General features: G+C 69.0%; 9 protein-coding genes. 6 read left to right on the forward strand and 3 right to left on the reverse strand.

Translation table 11 applies throughout. The features are described 5' to 3' along the window. Positions 1-16: 16 nt before the first annotated feature. Positions 17-1090, forward strand: a complete 1074-nt coding sequence (locus EV192_RS04525) for a glycosyltransferase family 4 protein (RefSeq protein ID WP_132111358.1) — start codon at positions 17-19, stop codon at positions 1088-1090. On the opposite strand, the gene EV192_RS04530 is transcribed toward EV192_RS04525, so the two are convergent. The 3 genes from EV192_RS04530 to EV192_RS04540 form a co-directional block, all read right to left on the reverse strand. Then, on the reverse strand, positions 1087-3738 hold the full coding sequence (locus tag EV192_RS04530; protein ID WP_132111360.1) for a VTT domain-containing protein: 2652 nt from the start codon (positions 3736-3738) through the stop codon (positions 1087-1089). The two genes, EV192_RS04525 and EV192_RS04530, sit on opposite strands and share 4 nt — an antisense overlap. After that, on the reverse strand, positions 3735-4478 hold the full coding sequence (locus tag EV192_RS04535; RefSeq protein ID WP_132111362.1) for an MBL fold metallo-hydrolase: 744 nt from the start codon (positions 4476-4478) through the stop codon (positions 3735-3737). The genes EV192_RS04530 and EV192_RS04535 overlap by 4 nt, the downstream gene beginning before the upstream one ends. A gap of 77 nt (positions 4479-4555) precedes the next feature. Beyond that, positions 4556-5314, reverse strand: a complete 759-nt coding sequence (locus EV192_RS04540) for a WecB/TagA/CpsF family glycosyltransferase (protein ID WP_132111364.1) — start codon at positions 5312-5314, stop codon at positions 4556-4558. A 56-nt stretch (positions 5315-5370) separates the two neighbouring features. On the opposite strand from EV192_RS04540, the gene EV192_RS04545 reads away from it, so the two are divergent. From EV192_RS04545 to EV192_RS04565, 5 genes are all read left to right on the forward strand, one after another. Beyond that, entirely contained in the window at positions 5371-6690 is a 1320-nt protein-coding gene (locus EV192_RS04545) for a glutamate-1-semialdehyde 2,1-aminomutase (RefSeq protein WP_207925880.1), read from the forward strand. A gap of 387 nt (positions 6691-7077) precedes the next feature. Beyond that, positions 7078-8577, forward strand: a complete 1500-nt coding sequence (locus EV192_RS04550; protein WP_132111368.1) for a sugar transferase — start codon at positions 7078-7080, stop codon at positions 8575-8577. A 46-nt stretch (positions 8578-8623) separates the two neighbouring features. Further along, on the forward strand, positions 8624-9451 hold the full coding sequence (locus EV192_RS04555; protein ID WP_165960206.1) for a COG1361 family protein: 828 nt from the start codon (positions 8624-8626) through the stop codon (positions 9449-9451). 186 nt (positions 9452-9637) lie between these two features. Further along, positions 9638-13723 carry a DUF4082 domain-containing protein gene (locus tag EV192_RS04560; RefSeq protein WP_243726623.1) on the forward strand — a complete coding sequence of 1362 codons (4086 nt, stop codon included), beginning with the start codon at positions 9638-9640 and terminating at the stop codon, positions 13721-13723. After that, positions 13720-14847, forward strand: a complete 1128-nt coding sequence (locus EV192_RS04565) for a glycosyltransferase family protein (RefSeq protein WP_132111372.1) — start codon at positions 13720-13722, stop codon at positions 14845-14847. Before EV192_RS04560 ends, EV192_RS04565 begins: the two co-directional genes overlap by 4 nt. The last annotated feature ends 65 nt before the right edge of the window (positions 14848-14912 follow it).

Raw genomic sequence — 14912 nt, forward strand, 5'->3', positions numbered from 1 at the left:
CCGAATTTTGTCCCGCGTGCGCGCATGGGTCGAGCTCATCCACCATCTCGACGCGGCCGCTTGGCCGGCGCGCAACGCCACCGGTGAAGTCCCCAACCACACCCCGTTCGGCATCGACGAGCTCGCCAACCACGGCGTGGACGTGGCGTTCCGGCCGGTGCTGACCGGCCGGGTGATCCCCCGGGTGGCCCGCCGCCTGCGGGCCCGCACCGGCGACCTTGAGTACTTCGAAGCCCTTGTCGCGCAACGGAATTCGCTGCGTCGAAGCGCGGACGTGGTGCTGTGCTGGGACGAGTTCACCGGCATCCCGGCCGCCGCGCTGACCCGCCTGGGCGGCCCGCCGGTGGTCAGCGGTGTGCAGCTGCTCACTGACCCGTCCGGGCGCTCCAGGAGTTTCCTACGGCGCGCGCGGTCCGCGCTCGATCGGATGGAAGCGGTGTTCGTGCAGTCGCGCGGCATGCTTCCGGTGCTGCAGTCCGAGTGGGGCGTGCCGTCGTCGAAGCTGCGCTTCGTCCCGTTCGGCGTCGACGGATCCTGGTTCCGGCCGTTGACCACAGGGATCGACCGGGACCTGGTGGCCAGCGTCGGCGACGACCCGCACCGGGACCACCCCACGTTGATCAAGGCGGTGAGCGAGGTCCGCCGCGGCCGGCCGGGGACCCGCCTGGAACTGGCCACCCAGCTCGACGTCGACCTGCCCGGCGAGCTCGGTGTGCTGCACCGGGGCCACCTCGGCCCGCGCCGCCGCCGGTTCTACGGCCGGGCGGCGGTGGTCGCGGTGGCCACCCAGCCGAACGTCCACGGCTCGGGCATGTCGGTGATCCTTGAGGCGATGGCCTGCGGCCGGCCGTACGTGGTGACTGCGAGCGAGGGCCTGGAGGGCTACGTCAAGCACGGCCAGGACGGGCTGGTCGTGCCCGCCGGTGACGTCGACATGTTCGCGTCGGCGGTCGCCGCTCTGATGGCGGATCCCGATCGCGCCGATGCCATGGGCGCCGCCGGCCGGGCCCGCCTCGAACGCGAGCTCACCACGGATGTGCAGGCGAAGCATCTGGCCGAACTGGTCACCTCGGTGGTTAACGGCGGTTAACTCGGGGTGGCCAGTGCGGACCGTCCGGTGGACAGGGTCCGGGGGTCCGGGTGGCCCAGGTCGGTGAGCCAGCCGCGCAGGACGCGGTGCAGCGCTTCGGCGCCGACGACTTCGCCGGGCGGCTGGAAGGACTTGGGGTACACCAGGAAGCCGCGCGACTGCGGGCCGCCCATGCCGCCGTGTGAACCGACGTGCGGCTCGAACGGGGAGGCGTTGTCCGTCTCCGGGTCGTACCTGCTGTTGATCATGATGTCCGCGCAGTGCGGGAACGTGTCCACGCGCTTGACCAGTTCGGCCGCGTGCGGTCCGTAGCCGGTCAGCGGATCCGTGCCGATGACCACACCGGTGGCCAGCCGGCGCAGCCCGTCGGCGCCGAGCACGACCGGGCCGAATTCGGTGCTGCGGACCAGCATGAAGCCGATTCCCGGATGGTCGACCAGGGTGGGCAGCAGATCGGGGAACTCCCGCTCGATCGTCTCCAGCGGGACGCGCCCCGCATGGTCGGTGAACGACACCATGGCGGTGTGCCCGGACACCACCACGACCACCCCCGGCGCCACCCTCGCGACCGCGCCGGGTTGGCCGCTGGGGGCTCGGTGCGGCTCCACTTCGGCACGTTCAACCCGGCCGCGCAGCCGGCGCGCGATCAGGCCGCCTTCCGCGAACGCCGCGTTCATCTGCCAGCCCTCGGCGGTGTTCCGCGGTTTGGCCGGCTCGCCGGGGGAACCGCCGCAAAGGCGGCCGATGTAGGCCTCGACCGACTCGCCGAACCGGTCCGCGAACGCCCAGCCCTGGGTCTGGCCGTGGTCGGACAGCACCACGACGTGGTAGCGCCGGGGGCCAAGACGGGTGGCCCGGTGCAGCCGGCTGATCTGTTTGTCGATGCCACGCAGCACGGCCAGGGCGTCGAACCGTTCGATCCCTGAGTGGTGGGCGACCTCGTCGTAGCCGAGGAAGTCCGCGTACACCACCGGGCGGCCGGCGAGGATGTCCTCGATGATCGCGGACACCACGACGTCCCGCGTGATCACGGTCGTTCCCGGCCGTGCCAACGGGTAGTAGCCGCCGCGCTTGACCCGGGGCCGGACGTCCGCCCGTCGCTGGCTGGCCGACGCCCACAGTTCCCGGACCACGTCGACAAGCGCGGAGATGAACGTGCGGATCACGTTGACCGGCCGGGCGAAGTAGGCGAAATAGCCGTCCGCGGACCGCTCGTTGTGCCCGCGCCGGACGCCTTTGGGCAGGATCGGCACCGCGCTCATGGTGAGGCTCACGTGGTCCGCGTCGCCGGTGAAGAGGTTGCCGTGGCCCGCGCCACCGCCGGACAGCAGGCCGTTGCCGTCGGAGTGGCGCCGCTCGATCTCCGCCGCGTCACGCGGGTGCGCGCAGGCCATCACATGGTCGCGATCCTTTTCGTACCAACGAAAACCGAGGATGTCGTGGTTGTCGCCATGGAGAATCGCGGACACGCTCGCGCCGGTCTGCGACGACCAGTCGGTGTGCCACAGGCCAAGGGTGTGACTGTCGTCGTTGAGCCACGCCGCCAGGGTGGGCATGTCGCCGTCCCGCACGGCCCGCCGGACGACGTCGTAGCCGAGGCCGTCGACCTGCAGGAAGATCACGCCGGGTGGGGTGTCCGGCGGGAGGTCCGGGGGCGTGCCGCGGCGGGCGATCCGGCGGAAGAAGATCTCGTCCTCGTCGAGCGCGAGCACGCTGCTGATGATCGCGCCGACCGCGGTCATGCCGATGGTGACGGCGACCGCCGTCCGGAAGTCGGCGATGTCCACACCCGGAATGGCCTTGAAGATCGCCAGGGTGCCGGCGCCGATGACGAGGAACCCGCCGAGACCGAGGGTGTAGAAGGCAAGCGGCATCGCGATCCGCAGCACCAACGGCCACACCACGGTCGCCAGCAACGCCAACACGAGCGCGCACACCGGCGGCTGCCACCACTGCGTCATCTCGAAGCCGGGCAGGATCGCGTCCAGCACGCGCAGGGCTACGGTCGCGATGACCCAGATCAGCACGATCCGTGCGGTCATCCGGCCGCCCCGCAGCAGTCGTCCGGCCTCCGGTGCCCGGTGTCGCCGGCGCGCGATGACTGTCAGCGCGACCGTCACCAGCAGGACGAGCAACGTCGCGATCAGGGACGCGACGAGCGGCGAGTCGAAGATGCCCCCGCTGATCACACCCAGCAGCGAGTACGCGATCGCCCACAGCGCCGCCGCGACCAACGCCGCCGGCAGGAACCGCCGCCACGGATACGACAACACGCCAGCCGCCAGGAGGACCGGGATCCGACCCGCCGGCAGCAGCCTGCCGACCACGACGATCTGCCAGCCGCGTCGCCCGAACTGGGCGCGCACGCTCGCGACCCGGTCGGCGTGCTGGTGCCTGGCCAACCACCTCGCCGCCGGCTCCCCGCCCAGCCGCGCGATGGCGTACGTGGTCACGTCCCCGATGTAGGCGGCGGCCGTGGACACCAAGAGCACCAACGGCAGGGACAGCCCGGACGTGGTCATCGCGACGGCGGCGCCCGCGCCCACCACGGCCCCGGTGGGCACCACGGGAATGATCGAGCCGAGCAGTACTCCGAAGAACAGCACCGGATACCCGATGGTCGCAGTGTTGGTCCAGTCGACGCTCATCCGACCTCCGTACCCGGTGAGGCGATGATCACATCGCTCATGGCGCCGACCGCACGGGCGAACTCGTGCGGCGGGTCGACCAGCAGCCGCCGCATCCGTCGGCTCCTCGCCACCCCGGGCAGCGCCAACGTCCCCCAGTGCACCGGCACCGCGACCCGCGGCCTGATCCGCCGGACGGCCTCGGCCGCCCGCGCCGGATCCAGGTGGCCCGGTCCGAGCGTCGGGCCCCATCCCCACACCGGCAGCAGGGCGACGTCCACCGGCGCCAGGTCCGTCATCCCGTCGAACAGATCTGTGTCTCCGGCCACGTAGATACGAACGCCGGACGTCTCCAGGAGATGCCCCACGGCCGGCGCGTGTGGCCCGTACGTCAGTCGCGGTCCCCAGCGGTGGCCGGAGTGTCTGGCCGTAGTCGCTGTGACGGTCAAGTCGCCGTACGTCACCCGTTCGCCGACCGCCAGCTCGTCGACGTTCCCGATGCCCTTGTGCCGCAGCCAGGTTCCGGCGCCACGGGGAACGACCACGCGCACGTCCCGGGGCAGCAGGCGCAGGGACGGCAGGTGCAGGTGATCGCCGTGGAGGTGCGAGATCAGGACGAGGTCGACGCCGGCCCAGGCGTCCGGTGTGAGTGGCGCCACAACCCGGTGCAGCGGCCCGACCCGGGGAGTGAGGACGGGGTCGGTGAGCACCACGTGCCCGGCGACTTCCATGCGAACCGTCGAGTGGCCGAGGAATCGCATGATTCGAGTATGTGGTGTACCGGACTGGACCGCACCTCCGGGTCCACAATGGACCGAGATCCCCCGCCCGGGTGAAATTACTTGAGTACTCTCCGCACCGCGGCGCCCGCCAGGAGCGTGATCGCGAACGGCAGGTCGTCCCGCAGGTACCGGCGGGCCAGCCGGCGGGGTTCGTGCACGAGCCGGTGCAGCCACTCCAACCCGAGCCGCTGCATGGTGACCGGCGCCCGCCTGCTGTCCCCCGACGCCATCGGGATCGCCGCGCCGCAGCCGATGTACCAGGCGTTCGGCAGCTCCGCGCGCAGCCGGCGGATCAGCAGTTCCTGCTTGGGGAAGCCCATCCCGATCAGGACCAGGTTCGGCCGGGCCAGCACCACGCTGTCGATCACCTGGCGCAGGCTTTCCTCGGAGCTGTCGAAGCCCACCGGCGGCGCGGCCACGCCGGCGATGTCCAAGCCCGGCGAACGGGCCTGCAACGCGGTGGCGGCCCGCTGGGGCACGCCGGGAGCGCCGCCGAGGATGAACACCGACTTGCCGTCCCGTGCGGCCGCGTCGGTCAGCGTGTAGATCAGCGAACACCCCGTCACCCGCTCGGGGATGGTGTCCCCGGCGATTCGCCCCGCCCAGACCAGAGGCATACCGTCGGCCACGGTCAACGTTGCGGTGGAGGCGAGTTGGACGAGGTCACGGTCGCGGCCGATGGCCCGCACGATGTCGACGTTCGCGGTCAGGATCCAGCCGCCGTCCTGCCAGGTGTCCCGGACGCGGTGCACGACCTCGGCTTCGGTGAGCGCGTCGACGTTCACCGTCCCGATCGGTACCCGGCGGACAGTCACGTGGGCAGGCTACCTGTCAGTGTCAGTGCGGCTACGGGGTGTGGGAGGTTGTGCAGGTGAACCACGATTTCCGCCGGTCAACGGAGCTGCAGGAACGGTTGCACGCGCTCGTTCCGGGCGGCGCGCACACGTATGCGCGCGGTGCCGACCAGTATCCCGAAGGGATGGCGCCGGTCCTCACCCACGGGCGGGGCGCACGCGTGTGGGACGTCGACGGAAACAGCTACGTCGAGTACGGAATCGGCTTGCGGTCGGTCACCCTCGGCCACGCCTACGGGCCCGTTCTCGACGCTGTAAGAGAGGTGTTGCCGAACGGGCTCAGCTTCAGCCGGCCGACCGAGCTGGAGCTGCTGGCCGCCCAGGACTTCGTCGACCTCACCGGCGCCGACATGGTGAAGTTCGCCAAGAACGGGTCGGACGCGACCACGGCCGCGGTCAAGCTCGCCCGCGCCGCCACCGGCCGGGACATGGTGGCCGTGTGCGACCAGCCGTTCTACTCGGTCGACGACTGGTTCATCGGCACCACCGACATGGACGCGGGAACGGCACCCCAGTCGACGGTCAAGTTCCGGTACAACGACCTCGATTCGCTCAGCGCGTTGTTCACCGAGCACAGTGGACGGATCGCGGCCGTGGTGATGGAGGCCGCGACCGCGTTGGCCGAACCCGAACCCGGCTTCCTGGAAGGCGTTCGCCGCATATGTGACGAGAACCACAGCGTGCTCGTGTTCGACGAGATGATCACCGGGTTCCGCTGGGCCGCGGGCGGCGCCCAGTCGGTGTACCGGGTCCGGCCGGACCTGTCGTGCTGGGGCAAGGCGATGGGGAACGGGTTCCCGATCTCCGCGCTGGCCGGGCGGCGGGAGCTGATGGAACTCGGCGGGCTGCGGACCGACCGGCCGCGGGTGTTCCTGCTGTCGACCACGCACGGACCGGAAACGGTGTCATTGGCCGCGTTCCGTGCCGTCGTGCGGGCGTACCGTGACGGCGATCCAATCGGCCGGATGGAACGGACCGGCCGGATGCTCGCCGATGGCGTGAATTCTGCCGCCATCGAACTGGGGATCGCCGACCATGTCTCGGTCATCGGCCGTCCCTCCTGTCTGGTTTTCACCACAAGGGACCCGGAAGGCCGGCCGTCCCAGGCCTTTCGGACCCTGTTTCTCCAGGAGTTGCTCACCCGCGGAGTGCTGGGCCAGTCGTTCGTCGTTTCCGCGGCACACACCGACGCGGACGTCGAGCAGACCGTCACCGCCGCGCGCGCGGCGATGGTCGTCTACCGGAAGGCACTGGAAGCGGGTGGGGTCGACGGGTTGCTGACCGGCCGGCCGGTGGCGCCCGCGTTGCGCCGGTACGCCCAGCCGCGGCGACTGTGACCCATTCGAGGGATACCCGAATCCGTGAATGTTTTCGGGTTGACACCCGTCCGGCCGCCCGCAGTTCGTTGTTCCCTGCGCCATTCGGCCTACCCCGAATGTGGGAGTAAGGGGCTGTTCGTCGGGTGTCTTGGGCATTCCGGGTGAACACGGTGACCGCGGAGTGGATCAGTTCGTGAGTTACGCACCAGAACCTGAGCGGAGTAGCCGAGAAACCCGGTAACCCACCGCGTAACGGCCTGAAGTACGTGAACGACTCATGGTACGGCGGGCGCGACGCCGCTCCGAGACCAACGCGTTATCCACCAATGACTTCCACATCGTGGGCGAACGGGGTCGCCTGCGTCGAATTTGCCATGCCCGTACCCGAAAGGCGGGGGAACCACGATGGGTGAGCACGCAAGCTCGACTCGCCAAAGCACGCATCGCCGAAGGAACGTGGAGTCGTTCGGCCGTGCCGTGCAGTTCAGTGAGCCGGGGCATGCGCCGATCGCCGCCTGGGAGCCGAAATACCGCCGGTCCGTGGTCCTCAGTGACCTGTTGGCGACCGTGGTCGCGGTGGGCGCGACCGGATTGCTGTTCGGTGCCAAGGGCGCCGCCAGTTGGCACCAGCTTTGGGTTGTGCTCGGCGTCACCACGGTGGCGCTCGTGCTGTGCTCACTCTGGATGAACCGGGCGTGGAGCGCGAACGCCCTCGGCCAGGGCGCCGACGAGTTCGGCCGGCTGGGCCGCGGCCTGTTCTCCGCCGCGGTCGTGCTCGCGTTGGGGGGCTTGGCACTGGAATCCACGAACATCCGGTTATGGGTGTTCGTCGCGATCCCGGCGATCGCCCTGTTCGCCTTCCCGATGCGTTACGCCTTACGTCGCCTGCTGCACAAGTCGCGGCGGGAAGGCCGGTGCCTGCTGCCGGTCCTGGTCGCCGGCAGCGTGGAGACGGCCCGTGACCTGATCGCGCGCACCCGGTCCGCGCCGCACCTGGGCTGGCGGATCGAAGCGGTGTGCACATTCGACGGACGCGGCGACAACGACGACGAACTGGCCGGCGTCCCGGTCGTGGGCCGGTTGCGGGACCTGGCCGAGCATGTCCGCCGCGGCGGGTACCGGGTGGTGGCGATCGCGTCGGATCCATATTGGACCCCGCGGCGGCTGCAGGAGCTGGCGTGGAACCTGGAGGGCAGCGAGGCCGAGATGGTCGTCGCGCCGGTGCTGATGGAGGTCGCCGGCCCGCGGCTGCACGTCAGCGGCGTACTGGGAATGCCGCTGTTACGGGTGAGCGCGCCTGTGTTCAGCGGTGCGCGCAGGGTGGTCAAGGAGATCGTCGACCGCGTCGGGTCGGCGCTGTTGCTGACCGTGTTCTCCCCACTGGTTCTGGCGATCAGCCTGCTGATCGTGCTCGACAGCCGCGGGTCGGTGTTCTACCGGCAGCAGCGCGTCGGCAAGGACGGCCGCTCGTTCACCATGGTCAAGTTCCGGACGATGATCCCGAACGCCGACAAGCTGCGGTCCGGCCTGGCCAACGAGGGCCACGGCCTGCTGTTCAAGATGCGCACGGACCCGCGGGTGACCCGGGTCGGCGCGGTGCTGCGCCGCTACTCGCTGGACGAGTTGCCGCAGCTGTTCAACGTCCTCTCCGGGTCCATGTCGCTTGTCGGACCACGGCCGCCGCTGCCGGAGGAAAGCGAGCGGTACACCAAGGATGTCCGTCGCCGGCTGCTGGTCAAGCCGGGGATGACGGGACTCTGGCAGGTCAGCGGGCGCAGTGACCTGCCGTGGGAGGAATCGGTCCGGCTGGATCTGCGGTACGTCGAGGACTGGTCGCTCACCCTCGACGCGGTGATCATGTGGAAGACGGTTCGGGCCGTGGTCACGGGTCAGGGGGCCTACTGATGGGAGTAAGACAATGAGGCTCAGGCCCCTCTTAGTGGTGGCTTCGATGGCCGCGGCGATCATCGCCGCGGCCACGCCCGCGTATGCGGACACGTTGTCGGTCGAGGCCACCTTCGCGCCGAGCCAGGTCCAGCCTGGCGACACGTTCACGTTCACCGAGACCGTGCACAACAACGGGTTCGGCAGCATCCTGAACCCGACGGTCCGGGTGCTCAGCAAGGAGGTCCCGCTGGCCTCCTATGTCGACCTGGTGAGCTGTTCCGGCGTGCCGGGTGCGACCTGCACCACAGTGGACGGCCCCAGTGGACCGGTCGGCTACATGGCGGTCCTGCCGGAGGCGATGGGCGGGTTCGAGTCCGACACCGTCGTGTTCACGCTCAGGGTCAAGGCGGGCGCGCAGGGTTCCGTGAACACGTTGCAGGGCCAGTTGCTCGGCCGCAACGACGGGACCGCCCCGGTGGACGTGGGCACGCTCACCGTCATCACGCAGGCGGACGTGGCCGTCAGCGTGACGGCGACGCCGAAATTCGCCCTGCTCGTGCCGCGAATCGACGTCACTGTGCGGGTAACCAACAACGGGCCGGGTACGATGAAATCCGCCGAGGTGCGCGGCACGCTCTCTCCCGGTTTGTCCGCGAACTCCGGAACGAAGTGTTCCGGTGGTGTCCAACCGGTTTGCGCGTTCGGTGAACTCGCGGCCGGTTCGAGCGCCACGGGAACTTTCTCCGTTCCGCTCGGGCTGCTCTACATCGGCCTGCCCTACCAGCTCTCGGCGGCCAAGACCGCTTCTGTCCCAACGGATCCGATCCCGGGCAACAACTCGGCGGCCACCACCTGCACGGTCGTGACCCCGTTGCTCGTCAGCTGCGGCTGAGCGGGATGGTCCGCGAAATGCGGTCCACATCACGTTCCAGTTGTGACTTCACGAATGCGGTCAGTCGCGTTATCGTAAATTAACCGCACTTTGGGGCGCGGTAATCCGAAAGTCGTAACATCAACAAGCCGAACGCCGACTTTTTCAGCGACGACGGGGGAAAGTGGTGGGCTGGAAGGCGGAGCAATGCGGGTGTTCGGTATTCACCTGAGACGAAGAGTGGCGCAGTTGGCGTCCATCGCGATGGTGGCCGCCAACTTGGCCGTTGTCGGAGCGTTGACGGGGCCGGCGGCGGTCGCCGCCGGCGGCCCGTGCGATGCGCCGGTCAACAAGATCGCGTGTGAGAACGACTCGCACGTCGACCAGGAAAGCGACCAGTGGCAGGTGGACGCGTACGACGACTCGATCGTCGGCTACGCGGACGACATCAGCTACGCGCCGGGCAACACCGTCAAGTTCAAGGTGAAGACCGACGCCACCCAGTGGCAGGTCAACATCTACCGCCTGGGTTACTACCACGGCAAAGGCGCGCGGCTGATGCAGTCCATCAACCGCACCGGCGCGGCGACTCAGAACGCCTGCCAGGAGGACAGCGTCACCGGCCTGGTCGACTGCGGCAACTGGAACACCACGTTCACCTGGACGGTTCCGTCCGACGCGACCTCCGGCCTGTACTACACCGTGTTGCACAGGGAGTACTCGGACGGCAGCGTGGGCGAAAGTGAGGTCGTCTTCGTGGTCCGGGACGACTCGAGCCACGCGGACATCCTGTTCCAGACCTCGGACGCGACCTGGCAGGCGTACAACACCTACGGCAACCGCAACAGCGAGCCCAAGGGGCAGAGCCTGTACTCCGGCAACGGTCCCGGCAACGGCGGCTCGGCGTACAAGGTCAGCTACAACCGGCCGATCCTCGGCGGCAACAACGAGAACTACATCTTCAACGCCGAAGTGCCGATGTTGAAGTTCCTTGAGTCCAACGGTTACGACATGAGCTACACGACCGATGTGGACACTGCCAGGCGCGGCAATCTCATCGCCAACCACAAGGTCTTCATGCCGGTCGGCCACGACGAGTACTGGTCGAACGAGCAGCGCACGAATGTCGAGGCGGCGCGGGCAGCCGGGGTGAACCTGGCCTTCATGACCGGCAACGACATCTTCTGGAAGACCCGCTGGGAGACCTCGCCGGCCGACCCGGCGCACGCCAACTGGCGGGTCATGGTCTGCTACAAGGAGACCAAGCCGGACCAGGTGGACCCGAACCCGACCGTCTGGACCGGCACCTGGCGCGACCCGCGCCAAAGCCCACCGAAGGACGGCGGCCGGCCGGAGAACTCGTTGCTGGGCAACCTGTTCACCGTCAACGGTCGGCGCGACGACCGGTTGAACGTGCCCGCCGCGTACGGCAAGCTCCGGCTGTGGCGCAACACCGGCGTCGACAACCTCAACCCCGGCGACGTCAAGGTCTTCCAGCCGGGCACCCTGGGCTACGAGTGGAACTCGGTGGAGGACAACGGTTTCCAGCCTGCCGGTGTCAGCCAGCTGTCGCGTACCACGGTCGCCATGACCGACACTAGTCAGGGCAGTTTCGTCCTGCAGAACTACGGTGACGTGTACGGCGCCGGGACCAAGACGCATGCACTGACGTTGTACAAGTACCAGCCCAGTGGCGCGCTGGTTTTCGGCGCGGGAACCGTGCAGTGGTCATGGGGCCTTGAAAACGACCACCTTTTCGCCACCGGCACGCCGACCGCGGACCGGGCGATGCAGCAGGCGACCGTGAACCTGTTGGCGGACATGGACAACGTCCAACCCAGGACGTTGCGGACCGACCTCGGTCTCACGCTCGCCACGATGACTGCGGACGTCACCGCCCCCGCGCCTGTGTTCAGCGCGCCGGCGTCGCCAGTGGTCGGCACGCCGTACACGTTCTCGGGCACGGTGACCGACGTCGGCGGCAAGGTCGCCGGGGTCGAGGTGTCGATCGACGGCACCACGTGGCACGCGGCCAACTGGGGTCCGGGCAGTCCGACGTGGACGTACACGTTCACCCCGTCGGCCTCCGGCCAGCGCACGCTCTCGGTGCGCGCGGTGGACGACTCGGCGAACCTGTCGGCGCCGGTCAACGCGACGGTCACGGTGGTCGCACGGCAGTGCCCGTGCAGCATCTGGACCGACACCTCGGTCCCGGGCACCCCGGCGACGACCGACACATCCGCGCTCGAGCTTGGTGTCAAGTTCACCGCGTCGTCGGACGGCTACATCCGAGGCGTGCGGTTCTACAAGGGCACGGGCAACACCGGCACGCACACCGGTTCGCTGTGGTCCAGCAACGGAACGCTGATGGCGACCGGCACGTTCACCGGTGAGACCGCGTCGGGGTGGCAGACGCTGATGTTCCCGAGCTCGGTTCCGGTCAACGCGAACACCACGTACGTCGCCTCGTACCACACGAATACCGGGCATTACGCGGCCGACAGCGGCTACTTCACGAACTCCGCGACCGGCCTGGAACCGTTGACCGCGTTGCAGAGCACCGCGCAGAACCCCAACGGCATGTACAAGGTCGGCACGTCCGGCTTCCCGGACCGCAGCTTCGGCGACTCGAACTACTGGGTCGACGTGGTCTACGGCTTCGACCCCGGTCCGGACACCCGGGCGCCGCAGCTGGTGTCCACCAACCCGGTCAGCAACAGCGGCAGCGTCGGCCTGTCCGCCGCGCCGACGGTCTCCTTCGACGAGGCCATCGCGCCCAGTTCGGTGCAGTACACGGCCAGCGGGCCGGGCGGGAGCGTGGCCGGCACGGCGTCGTTGTCCAGCGACGGCAAGACGGCGACGTTCACACCGAGCCAGCCGTGGGCGGCGGGGACGACGTACACGATGTCCGTCCGCGCGTCCGACCCGGCCGGCAACTCGATCTCGAACCCGCCGTACACCTGGTCCTTCACCACGGGCACGGCGCGGCCGGCCACGTGTCCGTGCACGGTGTGGGACGACTTCACCACGCCGCAGCAGCCCAGCTCGGACGACCCGGGCGCGGTGGAGGTCGGCACGAAGGTCCGGTTCGACACCCGCGGCTCGGTGCTCGGCGTCCGGTTCTACAAGGGACCGGGCAACACCGGGACACACACCGGTTCGTTGTGGTCGAGCACGGGGACGCGGCTGGCGACTGGCACGTTCTCGAACGAGAACGGCGGCGGCTGGCAGACGTTGATGTTCTCGTCGCCGGTGGTCGTCCAGCCCAACACGACATACGTGGTGTCGTACTACGCGCCGAACGGCAACTACGCGGTCAACGGCGGCTACTTCAACGGCGTCGGCGGGGACTATGGCGCCCTGCACGCGCTCGCCGGCGGAGTGGACGGTGCCAACGGCCTGTACCGGTACGGCTCGGGCGGTGGTTTCCCGACCAGCTCGTACGGCAGCTCGAACTACTGGGTCGACGTGATCTGGCAGGGCGGCGCGAACGGTGACTCCACACCGCCGTCCGTCACCAGCGCCTCGCCGGCCGCCAACGCCACCGGGGTGTCGCTGACCACGACGGTCACGGCGACGTACAACGAACCGGTCGACTTGACCACCGCGCAGTTCACGTTGGCTGACCCCGGTGGTGCCAAGCTCGCCGGCGCGTTGTCGTTGTCCACCGACAAGAAGACGGTGACGTTGACGCCGTCGGCCCGGCTCGTGGCCGGCACGGTGTACACGGCCAGCATCAAGATCGCTGACGTGAACGGCAACGTGACGCCGACCGCGACCACGTGGTCGTTCACCGCCAACGCCACCCAGACCTGCCCGTGCTCGCTGTTCAGCGCGGCCACGGTCCCGACGACCCCGTCGGCGAACGACACGGGCAACTACGAGATGGGTGTCCGGTTCACCACATCGGTGAACGGGTTCGTCACCGGTGTGAAGTTCTACAAGGGCACAGGCAACACCGGCACCCACACCGGTACATTGTGGACGAACACCGGCGGCCCGCTGGCCACCGGGACGTTCACGGGTGAGACAGCCACCGGTTGGCAGACGCTGACCTTCGCCACACCGGTGGCGGTCGTGGCCGGGCAGCCGTACGTCGTCTCGTACACGAACCCGAACGGGCACTACGCCGCGGACAACGGCTACTTCCAAAACCCGGTGACCAGCAACCCGCTCAGCGCACCGGCGAACGGGGTCGGCACGGCCAACGGCGTGTACCACGTCGGGCCGGGCTTCCCGGAGCAGACGTACCAGGGCGCCAACTACTGGGTGGACGTGGTCTTCACGCCATGACCCGGTTGGTGGTGGTCGCGTCCGGAGTGACGTGGGACGGGGTCAAGGGCTCGGAGCGTCAGCTCGCCGAGTCCTTGGTCCGCCACGCCGGGGTCGACGTGCTGTGGGTGGATCCGCCGGTGTCGCCCGTGACACCGGCGCGGTTTCGGGGCGAGTCGAACCGCGTGTGGCGCCCGCTCGTCAGGCGGGTGGCGCCGAGGATCGTCCGGCTCACCCCGGTCGGCCCGCCCGGCTGGACGCGGCCGGGGATCCGGTCGCTCACCTGGCCGTTGGTCCGCGCGCAGATCGCTTCAGTGCTGCGGAAACGCCGCGCGGACGTCTTCGTCGCGTGCCACCAGCACGATCTGCTCGGCCGGTGGGGCGCGTTCGACGTGCTGTACGGCACCGACGACTGGGTCGCCGGTGCCACGTTGATGAACCAGGACGCCAAGTTCGTGCTCAAGGAGGAACTGAAAGCCCTCGCGCGGGCGGATCTCGTGCTCGCGGTCGGCCCTGAGCTCGCCGAACGCTGGGCGCATGCGAAGCCAGTCGTGTTTCCTAACGGCTGCGATCCGGACGCGTACCGGGAGTTGCCGGCGCCAGGCCCGGTGCCCGACGGTTTCCCCACCCCGGTCGCCGGCCTGATCGGCCAGCTCAGCGACCGGATCGACATCGGCCTGCTTGAGGCGGTCGCCGACACCGGGATCGGCTTGCTGCTCGTCGGCCCGCGCGAGCCGGGCTGGGAACCGGATCGGGCGGACAGGTTGCTCCGGCGGGCGAACGTGCACCACGTCGGACCGGTTCCGTTCACCGAGTTGCCGCAGTGGTTCGCCCGGTTGGACGTGGGGCTGACCCCGTACGCGGACACGCCGTTCAACCGGGCGTCGTTTCCGCTCAAGACGTTGGAGTACCTGGCCGCGGGCCGGCCTGTGGTGAGTACGGACCTGCCGGCCAGCCGGCGGTTGGCACAGGAGACCCCGCACGTCCACATAGCCGACGATTTCGCCGGCACCGTCATGAAAGTGTCGAGTGTGGAGCGGACACCGGACGCGGTCGAGCAACGACGTTCGGTGGCCACAACGCATTCATGGGCCGCTCGCGCGCGGGAATTCACCCGACTGGCCGGAGTGTCGGCGAACAGGTAAGAAACCGGGCCGGTTCGGCGATGGTCAGCACGGGACCTTCGAGAGGAAGGGCGCGATCGATGATT

Source organism: Actinocrispum wychmicini (assembly GCF_004345645.1).
Lineage (GTDB): Bacteria > Actinomycetota > Actinomycetes > Mycobacteriales > Pseudonocardiaceae > Kibdelosporangium > Kibdelosporangium wychmicini.

What these genes read in the sequence shown, in the direction of transcription:
- EV192_RS04555 (WP_165960206.1), top strand. Translation starts at nt 8,624, where the DNA reads ATGGCCGCGGCGATCATCGCCGCGGCCACGCCCGCGTATGCGGACACG.
- EV192_RS04560 (WP_243726623.1), top strand. Translation starts at nt 9,638, where the DNA reads ATGCGGGTGTTCGGTATTCACCTGAGACGAAGAGTGGCGCAGTTGGCG.
- EV192_RS04550 (WP_132111368.1), top strand. Translation starts at nt 7,078, where the DNA reads ATGGGTGAGCACGCAAGCTCGACTCGCCAAAGCACGCATCGCCGAAGG.
- EV192_RS04530 (WP_132111360.1), bottom strand. Translation starts at nt 3,738, where the DNA reads ATGAGCGTCGACTGGACCAACACTGCGACCATCGGGTATCCGGTGCTG.
- EV192_RS04565 (WP_132111372.1), top strand. Translation starts at nt 13,720, where the DNA reads ATGACCCGGTTGGTGGTGGTCGCGTCCGGAGTGACGTGGGACGGGGTC.
- EV192_RS04535 (WP_132111362.1), bottom strand. Translation starts at nt 4,478, where the DNA reads ATGCGATTCCTCGGCCACTCGACGGTTCGCATGGAAGTCGCCGGGCAC.